Origin of the sequence: Enterobacter sp. RHBSTW-00318 (assembly GCF_014101375.1) — a bacterium.
In the GTDB taxonomy this organism is placed as follows: domain Bacteria; phylum Pseudomonadota; class Gammaproteobacteria; order Enterobacterales; family Enterobacteriaceae; genus Enterobacter; species Enterobacter ludwigii.
Genome location: NZ_JABXQH010000001.1, coordinates 3,548,447 through 3,566,753 on the forward strand (window position 1 = coordinate 3,548,447; position 18,307 = coordinate 3,566,753).

The following is an 18,307-nucleotide window of genomic DNA, read 5'->3' on the forward strand; positions in this document are numbered from 1 at the left end:
GAAATTCATGAAAGTAGCAATCGATACGCGCGTTGCCCCTTACAGCGACGCATGGGCCGGGTTTCGCGGTGAAGAATGGAAAGACACCGTCAACGTGCGCGATTTTATTCAGCATAACTATACCCCTTATGAAGGCGACGAAACTTTCCTCGCGCAGGCGACGACAGCAACGACGGCGCTCTGGGAGAAGGTAATGGTGGGCATTCGTCAGGAGAATGCCACCCATGCGCCGGTGGATTTTGACACCAACATTGCCACCACCATCACGGCCCATGGACCGGGCTATATTGACCAGCAGCTGGAGACGATAGTCGGCCTGCAAACCGATAAGCCGCTCAAACGTGCGCTGCATCCGTACGGCGGGATCAATATGATCCGCAGTTCATTCGAAGCCTATGATCGTGAGATGGATCCGCAGTTCGAATATCTCTTTACCGAACTGCGCAAAACCCATAATCAGGGTGTCTTTGACGTTTACTCCCCCGAGATGATGCGCTGTCGTAAATCAGGCGTGCTGACCGGGCTACCGGACGGCTACGGACGCGGGCGCATCATCGGCGATTACCGCCGCGTGGCGCTGTACGGCATCCGCTATCTGGTGCACGAGCGTGAGCGCCAGTTCGCGGATCTGCAGGGCAAACTCGAACGGGGTGAAGATCTGGAGGCGACGATCCGCCTGCGTGAAGAGCTGGCGGAACACAAACGCGCACTGCTGCAGATCCAGCAGATGGCAGCGAACTATGGCTTCGATATTTCTCGCCCGGCGATGAATGCGCAGGAAGCGGTACAGTGGGTTTACTTTGCCTATCTGGCCGCGGTGAAATCCCAGAACGGCGGGGCGATGTCGCTGGGACGCACGGCCTCGTTCCTGGATATTTATATCGAACGCGATATCGAGGCGGGTCGCCTGAGTGAGATCCAGGCGCAGGAACTGATCGATCATTTCATCATGAAGATCCGCATGGTGCGCTTCCTGCGTACTCCGGAGTTCGACACGCTCTTCTCCGGCGATCCTGTCTGGGCCACCGAAGTGATTGGCGGAATGGGGCTGGATGGCCGCACGCTGGTCACCAAAAACAGCTTCCGTTACCTGCATACCCTGCACACGATGGGACCTGCACCGGAGCCAAACCTGACGATCCTGTGGTCCGAACAACTGCCCGTCGCATTCAAGAAGTACGCTGCACAGATGTCGATCGACACCTCGTCGCTGCAGTATGAGAACGACGACCTGATGCGCGTGGATTTCAACAGCGACGACTACGCCATTGCCTGCTGCGTCAGCCCGATGGTGATCGGCAAGCAAATGCAGTTCTTTGGCGCCCGCGCTAACCTGGCGAAAACGCTGCTGTATGCGATCAACGGCGGGGTGGATGAGAAGCTGAAGATCCAGGTCGGGCCGAAAACTGCGCCGCTGCTGGATGAGGTGCTGGATTACGACACCGTGATGGCGAGTCTGGATCACTTTATGGACTGGCTGGCGGTGCAGTACATTAGCGCGCTGAATCTCATTCATTACATGCACGATAAGTACAGCTACGAAGCCTCGCTGATGGCGCTGCACGACCGGGACGTTTACCGCACCATGGCCTGCGGTATCGCCGGGCTGTCGGTGGCGGCGGACTCGCTGTCCGCCATCAAATACGCCACGGTAAAACCCGTACGCGACCATACCGGCCTGGCGGTCGATTTTGTGATTGAAGGGGACTACCCGCAGTACGGTAACAATGATGACCGCGTGGACAGCATTGCCTGTGACCTGGTGGAACGCTTTATGAAGAAAATTCAGGCGCTGCCGACCTACCGCAACGCGGTGCCGACCCAGTCGATCCTGACCATTACGTCGAATGTGGTCTACGGCCAGAAGACCGGCAATACGCCGGACGGACGCCGCGGCGGTACGCCATTCGCACCGGGCGCGAACCCGATGCACGGACGAGACAGGAAAGGGGCGGTGGCCTCGTTAACCTCCGTCGCTAAGCTGCCGTTCACCTATGCGAAAGACGGGATCTCTTACACCTTCTCCATCGTGCCTCAGGCGCTGGGCAAGGATGAGAGGGTGCGCAAAACCAACCTTGTCGGGCTGCTGGACGGGTATTTCCACCACGAAGCGGCCATTGAGGGGGGACAGCATCTCAACGTTAACGTCATGAACCGGGAGATGCTGATGGAGGCGATTGAGCACCCGGAGAACTATCCCAACCTGACCATTCGTGTCTCAGGGTATGCGGTGCGCTTTAATGCGCTGACGCGCGAGCAGCAGCAGGACGTGATCTCAAGGACGTTTACCCAGGCACTGTGATCGTCGTCTGAAACAGGCCCCCTTTGGTTAAGGGGGCTTTTTTGTCCGCGGAACATACAAAAATGTTTATATAATTACTCACACATCTTCATCCGCTTCTGAAAAACAATGCGCCTGCTTTTCCCCTGAAACAGTATGTAAGGACAGTAAGATGATGAAAATGACCCGTATCACCCTGGTTGCTGCCTCGCTGGTGGCGTGCAGTTTTGCCGCACAGGCCGCTGACGTTGAAGCTGCCCCCTCTCCGGCGCAGGATCCGCTGGTGCAACACCTCAAGCTGAGCAACGATCAGATTAAGAAGATCGACGCACTGCATCAGACGCTGGAACAAAATGTCAGCAAGATCCCGATGACCGGCGTGAAAGACGGGGCGCTGATCGAGATGTTCCAGACCGGGAAATGGGATGAAAGCACGGTGAAAAACCAGCTTGCCGCGTTCAGCAAAATTGAAGAGCAGACCCGCTATTACCGCGTCAAATACTACTTTGATGTCAGCCAGGTTCTGACAGCGGAGCAGCGTAAACAGGTGAAAACCGATATGGCGAACGCGCTGGCTAACTGATGACACACCCGCGCATGTCGCGGGTTTTTTATTTCTTGATCGGCATCACTTTTAGAAAAACACATCGATTATTCATCATATCAGAGTATTTATTTCTCTCGCTTGCGAAAAGCCTTATAAATATTGTGACTTTTTTCTCCCGCTCTCCACGTATGATTTGTCCATTCCAATAACACACACCTGCAGCAGTCTGGCTCATTATCGCTGGTGGTCAGAATCCCATAAAAACAACTGGTTACCCTACAAAATAAGCGAGTGCCTTATGGATACGGCAACAAACAGCAGTGTGATTGTGAACGATTCACCCGCGGCAAAGCGGGCAGGGATGAGTGAAAGCGAGTGGCAGGAGGCCATTAAATTCGACAGCACCGATACGGGCTGGGTCATCATGAGTATCGGAATGGCCATCGGCGCGGGGATTGTTTTTCTCCCGGTACAGGTGGGGCTGATGGGACTGTGGGTGTTTCTGCTTTCGTCAGTGATTGGCTATCCGGCCATGTACCTGTTTCAGCGGCTGTTTATTAACACGCTGGCAGAATCGCCAGAGTGCAAAGATTATCCGAGCGTCATCAGCGGCTACCTTGGTAAGAACTGGGGCATCTTATTGGGTGCGCTCTATTTCGTGATGCTGGTTATCTGGATGTTCGTCTACTCCACCGCCATCACCAACGACAGCGCTTCCTATTTACACACCTTCGGCGTGACGGAGGGGCTGCTCTCTGAAAATCCGTTCTACGGTCTGTTCCTGATCTGCATCCTGGTGGCGATCTCCTCCCGTGGCGAGAAACTGCTGTTTAAAGTCTCCAGCCTGATGGTGCTGACGAAGTTATTTGTGGTGGCGGCGCTCGGGTTGTCGATGATTGGCCTCTGGCATTTAGCCAACGTGGGCATGCTGCCACCCGTGGGGCTACTCATTAAAAACGCGATTATCACGTTGCCGTTTACCTTAACGTCGATTCTGTTTATTCAGACATTAAGTCCGATGGTGATCTCCTATCGTTCACGCGAAAAATCGGTTGAAGTGGCGCGCCATAAAGCGCTGCGGGCGATGAACATCGCCTTCGCGATCCTCTTCGTGACGGTCTTTTTCTACGCGGTCTCGTTCACCCTGGCAATGGGGCATGATGAGGCGGTCAAAGCCTACGAACAGAATATTTCCGCACTGGCAATTGCCGCGCAGTTTATCAGTGGCGACGGTGCCGGCTGGGTCAAAATTGTCAGCGTTATCCTGAATATTTTTGCCGTCATGACCGCGTTCTTCGGCGTGTACCTGGGCTTTCGTGAAGCGACGCAGGGCATTGTGATGAATATTCTGCGCCGCAAAATGCCGGCAGAGAAAATCAACGAAAACACCGTACAGCGCGGCATCATGCTGTTTGCCATTCTACTGGCATGGAGCGCGATTGTGTTAAACGCGCCGGTACTGAGCTTCACCTCTATTTGCAGCCCCATCTTCGGCATGGTGGGGTGTTTGATTCCGGCGTGGCTGGTCTACAAAGTGCCGGCGCTGCACAAATATAAAGGCGTGTCGCTGGTGATCATTATCATCACCGGTCTGCTGCTGTGTGTTTCTCCTTTCCTCGCGTTTTCTTAAGGGCAAACAAGGTCGTAACGATGTCAGAGCAAACTCAATCTTTATGGAATCAATTTATTCGGGCGGTGCAGGAGGAAGTTAAACCTGCACTGGGGTGTACCGAGCCGATCTCTCTGGCGCTGGCTTGTGCGATGGCTGCGGAGCTTCTGCAGGGTGACGTCACACAGATTGAGGCGTGGGTTTCACCGAATCTGATGAAAAATGGCCTTGGTGTGACGGTACCTGGCACCGGGATGGTCGGGTTGCCGATTGCGGCGGCACTGGGGGCCATTGGCGGCAACGCGCACGCCGGGCTGGAGGTACTGAAAGATGCCACTGCCGATGCGCTGGTGCGTGCCAAAGCGCTGCTGGACGCTGACCAGGTGCAGGTCAAGCTGCAGGAGCCGTGCGATGACATCCTCTACTCCCGCGCCTGCGTTCACGCCGGACAGGCCTCGGCGATGGTGACCATCGCCGGTGGGCATACGCGGGTGGTGGAGATTGTCTGTCAGGGCGAAACCCGCTTTACGCTTGATTCTCAACCCGACGAGAGGAATGACGATCCACTGGCGGTACTTTCAAACGCCACGCTATCGCAGATCCTTGAGTTTGTGGAGCAGGTGCCGTTTGACGCGATCCGCTTTATCCTGGCTGCCGGACAATTAAATGATGCGCTCTCCCGTGAAGGTTTAAGCGGAAAATGGGGGCTGCACATTGGCGCGACGCTCAATAAGCAGCGCGCTCGCGGATGGATAGCGCAGGACCTGGGCTCGGACATTGTCATTCGCACCAGCGCGGCCTCGGACGCCCGAATGGGCGGGGCGACGCTGCCGGCGATGAGCAATTCCGGATCGGGCAACCAGGGGATCACGGCCACCATGCCGGTTGTGGTGGTGGCGGAACATGTCCAGGCGGATGATGAACGCCTTGCCCGGGCGCTGATGCTTTCACACCTTTCGGCTATTTATATCCACGCCCAGCTTCCGCGCCTGTCAGCGCTGTGTGCGGCTACCACGGCGGCGATGGGGGCGGCGGCGGGCATGGCCTGGCTGATGGGCGGAAGCTATCAGACGCTCTCAATGGCAATCAGCAGCATGATTGGCGATGTCAGCGGGATGATCTGCGATGGCGCGTCCAACAGTTGTGCCATGAAGGTCTCAACCAGCGTCGGCAGTGCCTGGAAAGCGGTGATGATGGCGCTGGATGATTCGGCTGTAACGGGCAATGAAGGGATTGTGGCGCACGATGTGGAGCAGTCGATCGCGAACCTGTGTTCGCTGGCGTGCCGCGCCATGCAGGCGACGGACCGGCAGATTATTGAGATTATGGCACGTAAAGTGTAACGGTTTCCTCTCTCCCCGCCGGGGAGAGAGGATTATCGGGTGTTAAACCGGTAAATCAATTAACAGCGCGCGCAGCGGCGAATCAGCAACCAGCGTGATATTCGCTTCGTCGCGAATAAACGCCCCGTCGCCGCAGGTGAGCGCTTCTTTCTCTTCCGTATGCGTCACCGCATGCACCGTACCGTGAATCGATTGCAGATAGGCGCGCGGACCATGAAGCTGGAAGCTCGCCTGTTCCCCTTTCTTCAGTTCGATATGGTGCAGCCACACCTGCTGGCGCAACTGCAGGCTGCCTTGACTGCCGTCCGGGGAGGCTATCAGCTGCTGCCTGTCGCCCGTCAAATCTAACTTCTGTACCAGCGGGTTTTCCCGCTCAGGGCAGGCATCCAGCCACAGCTGCATACGGGTCAGCGTTTTATCTTTGCTGAGGTTATGCTCGCTGTAACTGATGCCCGGCTGCGTGGAGATTAATAATGCTTCGCCGGCCTTCGCCTGGACATGATTGCCCTCGCTGTCGCGGTATTCTGCTTCGCCTTCCAGGATCAGGTTCAGGATATCGACTTTCGGGTACGTACGCGGCTGGAAGGACGCGCCTGGGGCGAGCACTTCCTGATTCAATACGCGCAATGAAGCGTAACCGAGCAGTTTAGGGTCAAAGTAGTGTCCAAAGGAAAAGGTGTAGCGGGCCTGCAGCCAACCGAAATCGGCTTGTCCGCACTGTTTAGCTGTTCTTGTCGTAATCATAAACTTGACCTCTCTTTACACTAAACAATGGTAAAGGTATGGACGCTTCATTGTTAGCCAGATATTCTGCCCGGTATGTTCAAATTTCCTGAATGAGAACGAGATGGCTAAAGAGAGAGCATTGACGCTTGAGGCGCTTCGCGTCATGGACGCAATTGATCGGCGTGGCAGTTTTGCCGCGGCGGCAGATGAACTGGGGCGCGTTCCGTCTGCGCTCAGCTATACCATGCAGAAGCTGGAGGAAGAGCTGGACGTGGTGCTCTTTGACCGCTCCGGTCATCGAACAAAATTCACTAACGTCGGACGGATGCTGCTGGAGCGTGGTCGCGTCCTGCTGGAAGCGGCGGACAAGCTGACGACGGACGCCGAAGCGCTGGCGCGCGGCTGGGAAACCCATCTGACGCTGGTGACGGAAGCGCTGGTGCCCACCGAGGCGCTGTTCCCGCTGGTGAACCGGCTGGCCGACAAAGCAAACACCCAGTTATCGATCATCACCGAGGTGCTGGCCGGGGCCTGGGAGCGACTGGAGACGGGCAGGGCGGATATCGTCATTGCCCCGGATATGCACTTCCGTTCCTCATCAGAAATCAATTCCCGCAAGCTCTACAGCGTGATGAACGTCTATGTCGCCGCACCCGATCACCCGATTCACCAGGAGCCGGAGCCGCTCTCGGAAGTGACGCGGGTGAAATACCGCGGGGTCGCGGTCGCAGATACCGCACGCGAGCGTCCGGTGTTAACGGTGCAGTTGCTGGATAAACAACCGCGTCTGACCGTCACATCGCTTGAAGACAAACGTCAGGCGTTGCTGGCGGGCCTGGGCGTGGCAACGATGCCGTATCCGTTTGTCGAAAAAGATATTGCAGAAGGGCGGCTACGCGTGGTCAGCCCGGAGTACACCAGCGAAGTGGACATCATTATGGCGTGGCGGCGCGACAGCATGGGTGAGGCCAAATCGTGGTGCCTGCGCGAAATACCCAAGCTCTTTGCCCATCACAACAAATAAAAAATCGAGCCCGGTACGCGAAACGCCACCGGGCTTTGTTTTATGCGTTGAGTTTTGGATCGGGCCCGAAGCGGTTTTCGCCCGGCGTGCCGGCCTGACAGTTGAAGACCAGAATGACCAGCCAGCCCACAATCGGGATCAGCAGCAACAGTAACCACCAGGCTGAACGATCGGTATCGTGTAGCCGTCGGAACAGTACGGCCCATGAGGGAAGCAGGACCAGCAGGCCGTAAATCGTGGTGAGAACACCTTCACCGCCGGCTCGTTCCCAGCCGAGAATTTTATCGATAATGCCCAGCACCATGATGAGGATGAAGTTCACCAGAACGAACATCCAGTACTCTTTACGGCGAGCGCGGCCACCAAATCCAATGTAGTTGCGCAGTACTTTTAAATACCAGTCCATTTTCCTTGCCTCATTAGTCAGTCAATCACTTGTTTTTTAAGCGATCGAGGTAAGGATAGATGGAGATTGTGAATTAAAAAAGGGCATCAATTGATGCCCTTGATATTTATCCGAAACGCACGTCGCGACCATGCGGTTCATTCAGGTCCTGCCACGGACCCACAGAGATAATACCCGTCGGGTTGATGGTCTTATGGCTGCGGAAATAGTGGGTGCGGATATGGTTGAAATCGACCGTTTCAGCAATGCCCGGCATCTGATAAATATCGCGCAGGAAACCGTACAGGTTCAGGTAATCGCTGATGCGGTGTTTATCACACTTGAAGTGGGTGACATACACTGGATCAAAGCGAACCAGCGTTGTCCACAGACGAATGTCTGCTTCCGTCAGGCGGTCGCCCGTCAGGTAGCGATGCTGGCCGAGGATCTGCTCAAGACGCTCCAGAGATTCAAACACTTTTCCCACTGCGTCGTCATACGCTTCCTGGCTGGTGGCAAAGCCGGCCTTGTAGACACCGTTATTCACGTTGTCGTAAATCCAGCTGTTCAGCTCATCAATCTTATCGCGCAGCTCAACCGGATAGTAATCCCCGGCGCGGGCCCCGTGGGCATCAAACGCGGTGTTGAACATGCGGATGATCTCTGCGGACTCATTGCTGACAATGGTCTGGTTTTTCTTGTCCCACAGCACGGGTACGGTCACGCGTCCGGTGTAGTGCGGATCGGCGCGCAGATAGAGCTGGTAGAGAAAATCGTGGTGGTAGAGGTCATCACCGGTGGCGGCCGGGAAATCACTGTCAAACGTCCAGCCGTTTTCCAGCATCAGGGGGTTGACTACCGAAACCGGAATTAAGGATTCGAGTCCTTTCAGCTTGCGCACAATCAGCGTGCGGTGCGCCCACGGGCAGGCCAGAGAAACATAGAGATGATAACGGTCTTTCTCAGCCGCAAAGCCGCCTTCGCCGCTTGGGCCCGGTGCGCCATCGGCGGTTAGCCAGTTACGGAAGGCCGAAACAGAGCGCTTGAAGCGTCCCCCGGTGGATTTGGTGTCATACCAGACATCCTGCCAGACGCCGTCTACGAGTTGTCCCATTTTTTACTCCTCCGTCAATAAGCAAAAGCGAGGAGATATCTCCTCGCTTTGTGTTCATTCAGTATAGCGTGCTTACCACTTCTTATTCAGAACGCGGTCGATGCTGTATGCGCCTGGGCCAGTGATGGCCAGCAGCAGGAAGCCACCCGCGATGGTCAGGTTTTTCATGAACATCAGGGAGTTCACGCCTTCCGCAAAGTTGCTGTGGAAGATGAACGCCGTCAGCAGGGTGAAGCCTGCGGTAAACAGTGCCGTGGTGCGGGTCAGGAAGCCGAACAGTACCGCCAGGCCGCCGCCGAACTCAAGGAGAATAGTCAGTGGCAGCAGGAACCCGGGAACACCCATGGCTTCCATGTATTGCTGCGTGCCCGCATAACCGGTGATTTTGCCCCAGCCTGCGGTGATAAACAGAACCGGCATCAGAATACGCGCTACCAGAACACCAACATCTTCTAATTTTTTCATTTTACTCTCCAGGAGACCACATCAGCGGCTGAACTTTATTTGTGTGCAAATTCGGGTAGATACCGCGTCTTTGCTGTCGATGGAGAGGAGTGTAAACGGGGCAGATGGGAATTGTTAGCAAGGAAAACTGTCAATCTTCTTCAAAGATATTGAGTAACGGGGAAGGGGGAAAGTGTGCCGGGTAAGCGAAACGCTACCCGGCATAAGAACTAACGCAGCTGTTGTTGACGAATCGTCGCTTTCACCAGACGCCAGGCGCTCCAGGCACCAAAGCCGCGGCGGGCCCAGCGGATCAGCATATTTGGATGACGAACCGTCCAGATAGCCATCACGCTGCTTCCGACCAGCGCCCATGAGCGCAGGCTCAGGAAGGTATTCCAGCCCCGGTCAAAACGACGCGTCGCGTCAACCCAGTCGCGACGACTGGCAGACAAATCCAGCCGTTGCTGCTGGATCTGACTGAGCAGGAATGCTTTTCGCTTCTGACGTTCGGCTTTATCGCTCACGGCTTGTCATCCTCCAGCAGGGCGCGATCGTTGGCCAGTTCCTGGCGCGTATGGCGCAGGAAAGTGGATTTGCGTGCTTTACGCATCGTCCATATGCCGCCAATCAATGCCGCAACCAGCAGAACAACGGTGGTGGCAATCATCGCGTTGAGTCGATATTGCGGGTCAATGGCCCAGATGATTAACACCATCAGGCTCATCAGACCAAACGCGGCGAAGAGCATGGTAAGCCCGAGCATCAGCAGCATCTGGAAAAGGTTCGCTTTCTCCTCTTCCAGTTCAACCACTGCCAGTCGGACGCGCGTTTCGGCAATCCCGACCAGCGTCGTCAGAATACGCTGGCCGATGCCGAGGACGTTATTAGCAGGCCCTTGTGCGTGACGAGGATCTTCCATATTAACGACGCGTCAGCAGGACACCCAGTACCACACCTACCGCGGCACCAATCCCTACACCCGTCCACGGATTATCGCGAACATATTCGTCCGCGCGAGCTGCCGCTTCGCGGGTCTGTTTCGCCAGTGCATCACCGGTTTCACCCAGGCGATAACGGCTCTCTTTCAGCGCCTGCTCAGCTTTGCTGCGCAGTTTGCTGACCTCTTCTTTTGACTTATCTGCAGAGGAGTTCAGCACCTCTTCCAGGGTATCGGCCAGGGATTTCAGTTCAGCGCGCAGATTTTCAGACGTCGTATCTTTTGACATGATTCTCTCCTGTTGAGATTTCCGTTAACTCAATAATCGCGAGCTTCCAGCGCTTTCAGGTCGTCCTGCGCTTCTTTCAACTTCTTCTCGCGCTTAGCAATTTTTTCCGCATCCCCTTTCTCTTTCGCTTCCTGCAGGTCGTGACGGCGCTCGGCTATCTCGTCCTTCTGTTCAGCGATTTTTTTCTGGTGATCGGCACGTAGCTTGCTGTCAGAACAGTTCGCTTTCACTTCGCTCAGCGCTTTTTTGAGACCCTCAACACGATGCTGATTGTTATGCTTTTCGGCATAACTGATCTCACGCTGAATATCCTGTTCTTTCTCCTGACAGAGAGAGTTGGCGAAGGACGCTGTGCTTAAAGAAAAAAGGGCCAGAGCCAGAGTAATGCGGAATTTCATTATCGAAACCTTCCATTGTGTTGCGGCGTGAGCCGCTATCCAGAGTCAAGCGGAGTACATTCATGGGGTGCTCCGCGTACTTAAGCATAGTAAGTAAACGGGGGATTCACCAAAGTGAGTGAAAAGATTCGGAATCCTGGTAATTATCCAAATCTATGCGACGAATCGCGAATCAGTGACAGCCAGGCTGCAGGCTGGTTGTCATCTTCCTGCTGGGCAATGATATAACCGTGCGGCAGCGTACGGTCGAGCACCACTTTCGCGGCGGCACTCTGCGCGCGGGAATCAAACTTAATCAGTAAAACATCGTCCTGCGGGGTGATGCTCTTAAAGCGGATGCCGTTGGCATCAAGATGATGCCACACCGAAAAACCGTCAGGCACGCTGACACCCTGACTCACCGGGCGAATGGCCAGCGTCGATTCCTGATGCGAAAGCGTCGTCCAGGCCAGGAACATGAGGCTGAGCAACCCCAGGGCAATCATGGCCACGGCAAAACGGCGCACGGCGAGCGGTGAGATAACCATCGTTAACCTCTGGCCCCGTATTTCTTCTTCCACAGCACCACCAGCGAGCCGACCAGACCAAAGACCAGCAGAACCACCGGTAACAGCATCAGGCAGGACATGAGCTGATCTTCATATTTCATGAAGACCGGCGTTTTGCCCAGCGCATAGCCCAGCGTGGTCAGGATCAGAACCCACAGCAGGCCGCTCATCCAGTTGAAGAACTGGAAGCGGGTGCTGCTTAATCCGGAAAGACCCGCAATGGTAGGCAGCAGGGTGCGTACAAAGGCGATAAAGCGGCCGATCAGGAGCGCGGAAAGCCCGTGCTTATGGAAAAGATGGTGCGCCCGCTGGTGATAATGCGCAGGAAGGTGGGAGAGCCAGTTCTGCACCAGGCGCGTATTGCCCAGCCATCGTCCCTGGATATAGCTCACCCAGCAGCCAAGGCTGGCGGCGATGGTCAGTAATAAAATGGTTTGCGGAAAGGCCATTGCCCCTTTGGCACACAGCACGCCGACGAGCACCAGTAAGCTGTCGCCAGGTAAAAAGGCGGCAGGCAGTAAACCGTTCTCAAGGAACAGAATCATAAATAAGACGAAGTAGAGCATGCCAATCATGGAAGGGTTGGCCAGCGTTTCAAAATCCTGCGCCCAGAGGGCATGCAGTAGTTGGGTCAAAAGTTCCATTCAGTGTTCCTGGAAATCGGTTAACGTCACGCCTGTTATCCGGGACAAACAGCACGGCGACATTGTTGTGATTTCATTATGGTCGCTCGCGGACACATTGAGGTGTGGCCAACACTGTTCCCTGTTAATTGGCTGGTTAGCAAGCACTAACTTACAAAATAACGAATTGAATCCAATTGTAACAAAGCCCAAGGTTCTGCGTCACAGAATTTGCAGGGGTGAGATGATTTTGGCGTAAGCCATGGAGGGGAGCGAGGGGATTTACAAAGGCTGACACTATATATGTTTTGCTTACCCACCTTTGCCAGAAGGCGCAGCGAAGCGCCTGCCAGCGAAAAGGTAAACTATTTTGCCGCACTGGCTGCCGTATCGAGATGAACGACAGGATTATCGGCAAAAAGATAGCGGTCAGCGTTAAATTCGAAGTCATCGCTGGTTTCATTGAACAGCATCTGCTTGGTGTTTTCCAGGTGCTGCCACATCGCCAGTTTTGCCGCATGGGGATCTTTGCGAATCAGCGCTTTAAGGATCTGATCGTGATCGTCGCACCAGTTATCCACGGTGCGGGAATCGATGTGATCGTGCAGTTTTTTCCAGTACGGGTTGTGAACGCGCTGAGTCCACATTTTTTCCACGATTGCCGCCAGCGCCGTGTTTTGCGTTGCCAGCGCGACCTGAACGTGGAACTGCAGATCCCACTCTGAATCACGGAAACATTTTTCCTTGCGCGCGTTTTCCTGGATTTCCATCAGCTTCATGATGTCCTGCTTGGTCACCTGAGTCGCTGCAAATTCCGCAATATTGCTTTCGATAAGCTGGCGCGCCTGGAGCAGTTCAAACGGACCGTAGCTGGCGAATTCGAGACTTTCGTCGGCGACCGGGGAGTGTTTCGGCTGATTAGAAATCACGTGAATGCCGGAGCCTTTGCGAACTTCAACGTAGCCTTCCACTTCCAGCATGATAATCGCTTCACGCACCACGGTGCGGCTTACGCTTTTTTCATCAGCGATAAAGCGCTCAGCGGGGAGTTTATCACCGACAAGGTAGACACCTTGCTCGATGCGATCTTTCAGCTCGGCAGCAAGTTGTTGATATAAACGACGTGGTTCGGTGATTTCCATATGCGCTCCAGGCAGGGTACGGCGGATTATTTGTTATACCACTTTTGCGTGCCAGTCTCCAGATTTTGCCATGAAAAAAGCCGCCCGGAGGCGGCTTCTGTGACATCAGGAGGGGCGCTAACTTTGCGTTGCCGGTCCCCCCAGGGACTCTTTTAGCACCTCTTCTGCCGACTTACTTTTCAGCACCGTCCAGATAACCACTGCACCCATCAGGTCGAAGATAGCCAGTACGGCAAACAGCGGGCTGAAGCCGATGGTGTCCGCCAGTGCACCGACCACCAGAGCAAACAGGGTGCTCGCCGTCCAGGCAGCCATACCGGTCAGGCCGTTAGCGGTAGCCACTTCGTTACGCCCGAAGACGTCAGAAGAGAGCGTAATCAGCGCACCGGACAGTGACTGGTGAGCAAAACCACCGATGCACAGCAGGGCGATTGCCACATACGGGCTGGTGAAGAGGCCGATCATGCCCGGGCCAATCATCAGCACTGCGCCCATCGTCACGACCATTTTACGGGAAACGATCAGGTTCACGCCAAACCAGCGCTGGAATAGCGGAGGCAGGTAACCGCCAACTATACAGCCCAGATCGGCAAACAGCATTGGCATCCACGCGAACATCGCAATCTCTTTCAGGTTAAAGCCGTAGACCTTAAACATGAACAGCGGGATCCAGGCGTTGAAGGTCCCCCAGGCGGGTTCGGCGAGGAAGCGCGGCAGGGCGATACCCCAGAACTGACGGGTACCCAGAATCTGCCAGACCGTCATTTTTTTGCCGTTGTTGGTCTGATGCTGAGCTTCCTGACCCCCAATGATGTATTCGCGTTCGTCTTCAGACAGTTTTTTCTGATCGCGCGGGTGTTTATAGAAAATCAGCCACGCCATGGCCCACGCAAAGCTCAGTACACCAGAGATAATGAACGCCATCTGCCAGCTGTGCATCACGATAGCCCACACCACCAGCGGTGGTGCAATCATCGCACCGATGGAAGAACCGACGTTGAAATAGCCGACGGCAATAGAACGCTCTTTCGCCGGGAACCACTCAGAGCTGGCTTTCAGCCCGGCCGGGATCATTGCCGCTTCCGCTGCACCTACCGCACCACGTGCCAGCGCCAGACCGCCCCAGCTGCCTGCCAGCGCCGTGGCGCCGCAGAAAATAGCCCAGGCGATGGCGAAGAAGGCGTAGCCGATTTTGGTCCCGAGAATATCCAGAACATAGCCTGCGACAGGCTGCATGATGGTGTAAGCCGCGGAATAAGCAGCAATGATGTAGGAATATTGCTGAGTGGAGATATGCAGCTCTTCCATCAACGTCGGGGCTGCGGCTGCCACGGTGTTACGTGTCAGGTAGCCCAGCACGGTGCCTAACGTCACCAGTGCGATCATATACCAACGTAACCCTTTAATTTTACGCATCTAAAACCTCATCGTTATGTTAATTCCGTGCCTTGCACGGCAACCTCTCGACCGTGTCCGGGAGCGGTTGTGTAACGGGAGGGGCTTAACCGGGAGATGTCCCGGAACGGCCCGAACCTTGCCATAAGTAAGCGTGCATAAGTCGGTATCCGTACCGTTAAAACCGATGTTTTCACACCGGGAATGCATTCCGTCGGCTTAGTGTTTGCGACGGCGAAAAGATAACTTGTCATACAACTTTAAAAGGTGAGTGACATCACAAATGCATGATTATTTGTAGGGACATTATGTGTTACGGATAAAGCCAGTTCTGGCGCGGCCTGGCGAAGGGTTTACCTCATTTGAGGTAATTAATTTGTCTGCGTTTATTGATCTAACTCACGAAAAAATGTTCTGTCTCTGGAAATTGGTGTGATAACTTTGCAGCATCTGAGCATAAGCTTTCTGACGCTCTCGTTACGAGGAAGACGATAATGACACCGTTTATGACCGAAGATTTTCTGTTAGATACCGAATTTGCTCGCCGCCTGTACCACGACTACGCCAAAGACCAGCCAATTTTCGACTACCACTGCCATTTACCGCCGCAGCAGGTTGCCGAAAATTACCGTTTCAAAAACCTGTATGACATCTGGCTGAAAGGTGACCACTACAAATGGCGTGCGATGCGTACCAACGGCGTGGCTGAGCGCCTGTGTACCGGTGATGCAAGCGACCGCGAGAAGTTTGACGCCTGGGCGGCGACCGTTCCGCACACCATCGGCAACCCGTTATATCACTGGACGCACCTTGAGCTGCGCCGTCCGTTCGGCATCACCGGAAAGCTGCTCTCCCCGGCTACCGCCGATGAAATCTGGGATCGGTGCAATGAATTACTGGCGCAGGATACCTTCTCCGCCCGCGGCATCATGAAGCAGATGAACGTGAAGATGGTGGGGACCACTGACGATCCCATTGACTCCCTGGAACATCACGCGGTGGTCGCCCGCGATACCTCGTTTGATATTAAAGTGCTGCCAAGCTGGCGTCCGGATAAAGCCTTTAATATCGAACAGGCGACGTTCAATGATTACATGGCGAAGCTCGCGGAAGTGTCTGACACCGACATTCGTCGTTTTGCAGACCTGCAGAGCGCGCTGACCAAACGTCTGGACCACTTCGCGGCACATGGCTGTAAAGTCTCTGACCACGCGCTGGATGTGGTGATGTTTGCGGAATCAAATGAAGCTGAGCTTGATAGCATTCTGGCACGTCGCCTGTCCGGTGAATCCCTGAGCGAGCACGAAGTGGCACAGTTCAAAACGGCGGTGCTGGTCTTCCTCGGTGCGGAATATGCTCGTCGCGGTTGGGTGCAGCAATACCACATTGGTGCCCTGCGCAATAACAACCAGCGTCAGTTTAAACTGCTGGGCGCGGACGTGGGCTTCGACTCCATCAACGATCGCCCGCTTGCGGAAGAACTTTCTAAGCTGCTGAGCAAACAGAACGAGCAAAATCTGCTGCCAAAAACCATCCTCTACTGCCTGAACCCGCGCGATAACGAAGTGCTGGGTACCATGATCGGTAACTTCCAGGGTGAAGGTATGCCAGGCAAGATGCAGTTCGGTTCCGGCTGGTGGTTCAATGACCAGAAAGACGGGATGGAGCGTCAAATGACGCAGCTGGCACAGCTGGGTCTGTTAAGCCGCTTTGTGGGCATGCTGACCGACAGCCGTAGCTTCCTTTCTTACACGCGCCACGAATATTTCCGCCGCATTCTGTGCCAGATGATTGGCCGCTGGGTGACCGCGGGTGAGGCCCCTGCCGATATTCAGCTGCTGGGCGAAATGGTGAGAAACATCTGCTTTAACAATGCGCGCGACTACTTCGCCATTGAACTGAACTAAGGCCGTTTGAGGTTGATATGCAATACATCAAAATCCATTCGCTGGATAACGTTGCCGTCGCGCTGGCGGATCTGGCCGAAGGTGAAGTTGTCACCGTTGATAACCAGACGGTAACCCTGCGTCAGGCGGTGACTCGCGGGCATAAGTTTGCCGTGAAGCCGATCGCCCAAGGAGACAACGTTGTTAAATACGGTCTCCCGATTGGTCATGCGCTGGCGGATATTGCGCCGGGTGAGCATATTCATTCCCACAACACCCGCACCAATCTGAGCGATCTGGACGAGTACAGCTATCAACCTGATTTAGCGGCAGAAGAAGCGCAGGCGGCGGATCGCGAGGTACAGATCTACCGCCGGGCGAACGGTGAGGTGGGGATCCGCAACGAGCTGTGGATCCTTCCCACCGTCGGCTGCGTGAATGGGATCGCGCGTCAAATCCAGACGCGTTTCCTGAAAGAGACCCACGACGCCGAAGGTACGGACGGTGTGCACCTGTTCAGCCACACCTACGGCTGTTCTCAGCTTGGCGACGACCACATCAACACCCGCACCATGCTGCAAAACATGGTCCGCCACCCGAACGCGGGCGCGGTGCTGGTGATTGGCCTGGGCTGCGAGAACAATCAGGTGGATGCGTTTCGCGACACGCTGGGTGAGTTTGACCCCGAGCGCGTGCACTTTATGGTGTGTCAGCACCAGGATGATGAAGTGGAAGCGGGCATTGAGCACCTTCACCAGCTGTATGAGGTGATGCGTCACGACAGGCGTGAGCCGGGCAAGCTGAGCGAGCTGAAGTTTGGCCTGGAGTGCGGCGGGTCTGATGGCCTGTCCGGGATCACCGCGAACCCGATGCTGGGCCGCTTTTCAGACTATGTGATCGCCAACGGCGGTACGACGGTGCTGACAGAAGTGCCGGAAATGTTCGGTGCTGAACGTATTCTGATGAGCCACTGTCGCGACGAAGAGACGTTTGAGAAGACCGTCACCATGGTGAACGACTTCAAACAGTACTTTATCGCCCACAACCAGCCGATTTATGAAAACCCGTCTCCGGGTAACAAAGCGGGCGGGATCACCACGCTTGAAGAGAAGTCTCTCGGCTGCACGCAAAAAGCGGGTGCCAGCCCGGTGGTTGATGTTCTGCGCTACGGTGAACTTCTTAAAACGCACGGTCTGAATTTGCTCAGCGCACCGGGTAACGATGCGGTTGCGACCAGCGCGCTGGCCGGCGCCGGCTGCCACATGGTGCTGTTCAGCACCGGGCGCGGGACACCGTACGGTGGCTTTGTGCCGACGGTCAAAATCGCGACCAACAGCGAGCTGGCAGCGAAGAAAAAACACTGGATCGACTTTGATGCAGGCCAGTTAATCCACGGCAAAGGGATGCCGCAGTTGCTGACGGAATTCGTGGATACCATTGTGGAGTTTGCCAACGGCAGACAGACCTGTAACGAGAAGAATGACTTCCGCGAACTGGCGATCTTCAAGAGTGGCGTGACGCTGTAAGTGTGGTGCGGGTGATGCCCTCACCCCTGTGGAGAGGGTCAAATACTAAAACGGCAACCTTCGGTTGCCGTTTTGCTTTACGTTTTG

Annotated in this window: 19 protein-coding genes; 7 read left to right on the forward strand and 12 right to left on the reverse strand. The window is 55.2% G+C overall.

The genetic code is table 11. The features are described from left to right. Positions 1-7: 7 nt before the first annotated feature. The 4 genes from pflB to HV157_RS17580 all read left to right on the forward strand — a co-directional run bounded on the left by pflB (position 8) and on the right by HV157_RS17580 (position 5,780). Positions 8-2,302 (forward strand): formate C-acetyltransferase, encoded by a 2,295-nt coding sequence (pflB, locus tag HV157_RS17565; protein ID WP_182268767.1) that lies wholly within the window; start codon positions 8-10, stop codon positions 2,300-2,302. Between the two features lie 151 nt (positions 2,303-2,453). Continuing rightward, entirely contained in the window at positions 2,454-2,864 is a 411-nt protein-coding gene (locus tag HV157_RS17570; protein WP_014171738.1) for a hypothetical protein, read from the forward strand. 262 nt (positions 2,865-3,126) lie between these two features. Then, positions 3,127-4,458 (forward strand): amino acid permease, encoded by a 1,332-nt coding sequence (locus tag HV157_RS17575; RefSeq protein ID WP_025202948.1) that lies wholly within the window; start codon positions 3,127-3,129, stop codon positions 4,456-4,458. A gap of 20 nt (positions 4,459-4,478) precedes the next feature. Continuing rightward, positions 4,479-5,780: a serine dehydratase subunit alpha family protein gene (locus HV157_RS17580; RefSeq protein ID WP_182268768.1), complete on the forward strand. Its 1,302-nt coding sequence runs from the start codon at positions 4,479-4,481 to the stop codon at positions 5,778-5,780. Positions 5,781-5,822: 42 nt separating this feature from the next. On the opposite strand, the gene HV157_RS17585 is transcribed toward HV157_RS17580, so the two are convergent. Next, positions 5,823-6,524, reverse strand: a complete 702-nt coding sequence (locus HV157_RS17585) for a pirin family protein (RefSeq protein WP_014171735.1) — start codon at positions 6,522-6,524, stop codon at positions 5,823-5,825. A 103-nt stretch (positions 6,525-6,627) separates the two neighbouring features. Between HV157_RS17585 and HV157_RS17590 the strand changes: the two genes are divergently transcribed. Continuing rightward, entirely contained in the window at positions 6,628-7,530 is a 903-nt protein-coding gene (locus HV157_RS17590) for a LysR family transcriptional regulator (protein WP_014171734.1), read from the forward strand. A gap of 40 nt (positions 7,531-7,570) precedes the next feature. Here the strand turns inward: HV157_RS17590 and HV157_RS17595 are convergent, their stop codons facing one another. The 11 genes from HV157_RS17595 to HV157_RS17645 all read right to left on the reverse strand — a co-directional run bounded on the left by HV157_RS17595 (position 7,571) and on the right by HV157_RS17645 (position 14,829). Continuing rightward, positions 7,571-7,936: a DUF805 domain-containing protein gene (locus tag HV157_RS17595; protein ID WP_014171733.1), complete on the reverse strand. Its 366-nt coding sequence runs from the start codon at positions 7,934-7,936 to the stop codon at positions 7,571-7,573. Between the two features lie 106 nt (positions 7,937-8,042). Next, complete coding sequence (locus HV157_RS17600) at positions 8,043-9,029, reverse strand: glutathione S-transferase family protein (protein WP_182268769.1); 987 nt, start codon at positions 9,027-9,029, stop codon at positions 8,043-8,045. Positions 9,030-9,101: 72 nt separating this feature from the next. After that, positions 9,102-9,494 carry a DoxX family protein gene (locus tag HV157_RS17605; protein WP_006178691.1) on the reverse strand — a complete coding sequence of 131 codons (393 nt, stop codon included), beginning with the start codon at positions 9,492-9,494 and terminating at the stop codon, positions 9,102-9,104. Positions 9,495-9,703: 209 nt separating this feature from the next. After that, entirely contained in the window at positions 9,704-10,000 is a 297-nt protein-coding gene (locus HV157_RS17610; protein ID WP_020883574.1) for a YqjK-like family protein, read from the reverse strand. After that, complete coding sequence (locus HV157_RS17615) at positions 9,997-10,395, reverse strand: phage holin family protein (protein ID WP_013098867.1); 399 nt, start codon at positions 10,393-10,395, stop codon at positions 9,997-9,999. Before HV157_RS17615 ends, HV157_RS17610 begins: the two co-directional genes overlap by 4 nt. Before the next feature lies 1 nt (position 10,396). Then, positions 10,397-10,702, reverse strand: a complete 306-nt coding sequence (locus HV157_RS17620) for a YqjD family protein (RefSeq protein ID WP_003862645.1) — start codon at positions 10,700-10,702, stop codon at positions 10,397-10,399. Between the two features lie 29 nt (positions 10,703-10,731). Continuing rightward, positions 10,732-11,100 (reverse strand): DUF1090 domain-containing protein, encoded by a 369-nt coding sequence (locus HV157_RS17625; protein ID WP_014171729.1) that lies wholly within the window; start codon positions 11,098-11,100, stop codon positions 10,732-10,734. Between the two features lie 143 nt (positions 11,101-11,243). Beyond that, positions 11,244-11,627 (reverse strand): EnvZ/OmpR regulon moderator MzrA, encoded by a 384-nt coding sequence (mzrA, locus tag HV157_RS17630; RefSeq protein ID WP_020883575.1) that lies wholly within the window; start codon positions 11,625-11,627, stop codon positions 11,244-11,246. 2 nt (positions 11,628-11,629) lie between these two features. Continuing rightward, entirely contained in the window at positions 11,630-12,292 is a 663-nt protein-coding gene (yqjA, locus tag HV157_RS17635) for a DedA family general envelope maintenance protein YqjA (protein WP_014171727.1), read from the reverse strand. 344 nt (positions 12,293-12,636) lie between these two features. Continuing rightward, positions 12,637-13,413, reverse strand: coding sequence for a transcriptional regulator ExuR (gene exuR, locus HV157_RS17640; RefSeq protein WP_014171726.1), 777 nt, complete (start codon positions 13,411-13,413; stop codon positions 12,637-12,639). A gap of 117 nt (positions 13,414-13,530) precedes the next feature. Further along, positions 13,531-14,829 (reverse strand): MFS transporter, encoded by a 1,299-nt coding sequence (locus HV157_RS17645; RefSeq protein WP_138278318.1) that lies wholly within the window; start codon positions 14,827-14,829, stop codon positions 13,531-13,533. Positions 14,830-15,302: 473 nt separating this feature from the next. On the opposite strand from HV157_RS17645, the gene uxaC reads away from it, so the two are divergent. Then, positions 15,303-16,715, forward strand: coding sequence for a glucuronate isomerase (gene uxaC / locus HV157_RS17650; RefSeq protein ID WP_040018780.1), 1,413 nt, complete (start codon positions 15,303-15,305; stop codon positions 16,713-16,715). Positions 16,716-16,732: 17 nt separating this feature from the next. Next, a complete protein-coding gene (locus HV157_RS17655) occupies positions 16,733-18,220 on the forward strand; it encodes an altronate dehydratase family protein (protein WP_182268770.1) in 1,488 nt (495 codons plus the stop codon). Positions 18,221-18,307: the final 87 nt, after the last annotated feature.

Excerpts from the sequence above, each read along its gene's own strand:
- HV157_RS17615 (WP_013098867.1), bottom strand. The coding sequence starts at position 10,395 with ATGGAAGATCCTCGTCACGCACAAGGGCCTGCTAATAACGTCCTCGGC.
- HV157_RS17605 (WP_006178691.1), bottom strand. The coding sequence starts at position 9,494 with ATGAAAAAATTAGAAGATGTTGGTGTTCTGGTAGCGCGTATTCTGATG.
- HV157_RS17620 (WP_003862645.1), bottom strand. The coding sequence starts at position 10,702 with ATGTCAAAAGATACGACGTCTGAAAATCTGCGCGCTGAACTGAAATCC.
- HV157_RS17590 (WP_014171734.1), top strand. The coding sequence starts at position 6,628 with ATGGCTAAAGAGAGAGCATTGACGCTTGAGGCGCTTCGCGTCATGGAC.
- yqjA (WP_014171727.1), bottom strand. The coding sequence starts at position 12,292 with ATGGAACTTTTGACCCAACTACTGCATGCCCTCTGGGCGCAGGATTTT.
- HV157_RS17580 (WP_182268768.1), top strand. The coding sequence starts at position 4,479 with ATGTCAGAGCAAACTCAATCTTTATGGAATCAATTTATTCGGGCGGTG.
- HV157_RS17645 (WP_138278318.1), bottom strand. The coding sequence starts at position 14,829 with ATGCGTAAAATTAAAGGGTTACGTTGGTATATGATCGCACTGGTGACG.
- HV157_RS17600 (WP_182268769.1), bottom strand. The coding sequence starts at position 9,029 with ATGGGACAACTCGTAGACGGCGTCTGGCAGGATGTCTGGTATGACACC.
- pflB (WP_182268767.1), top strand. The coding sequence starts at position 8 with ATGAAAGTAGCAATCGATACGCGCGTTGCCCCTTACAGCGACGCATGG.
- HV157_RS17570 (WP_014171738.1), top strand. The coding sequence starts at position 2,454 with ATGATGAAAATGACCCGTATCACCCTGGTTGCTGCCTCGCTGGTGGCG.
- HV157_RS17575 (WP_025202948.1), top strand. The coding sequence starts at position 3,127 with ATGGATACGGCAACAAACAGCAGTGTGATTGTGAACGATTCACCCGCG.
- HV157_RS17595 (WP_014171733.1), bottom strand. The coding sequence starts at position 7,936 with ATGGACTGGTATTTAAAAGTACTGCGCAACTACATTGGATTTGGTGGC.
- HV157_RS17655 (WP_182268770.1), top strand. The coding sequence starts at position 16,733 with ATGCAATACATCAAAATCCATTCGCTGGATAACGTTGCCGTCGCGCTG.
- mzrA (WP_020883575.1), bottom strand. The coding sequence starts at position 11,627 with ATGGTTATCTCACCGCTCGCCGTGCGCCGTTTTGCCGTGGCCATGATT.
- uxaC (WP_040018780.1), top strand. The coding sequence starts at position 15,303 with ATGACACCGTTTATGACCGAAGATTTTCTGTTAGATACCGAATTTGCT.
- HV157_RS17625 (WP_014171729.1), bottom strand. The coding sequence starts at position 11,100 with ATGAAATTCCGCATTACTCTGGCTCTGGCCCTTTTTTCTTTAAGCACA.
- HV157_RS17585 (WP_014171735.1), bottom strand. The coding sequence starts at position 6,524 with ATGATTACGACAAGAACAGCTAAACAGTGCGGACAAGCCGATTTCGGT.
- exuR (WP_014171726.1), bottom strand. The coding sequence starts at position 13,413 with ATGGAAATCACCGAACCACGTCGTTTATATCAACAACTTGCTGCCGAG.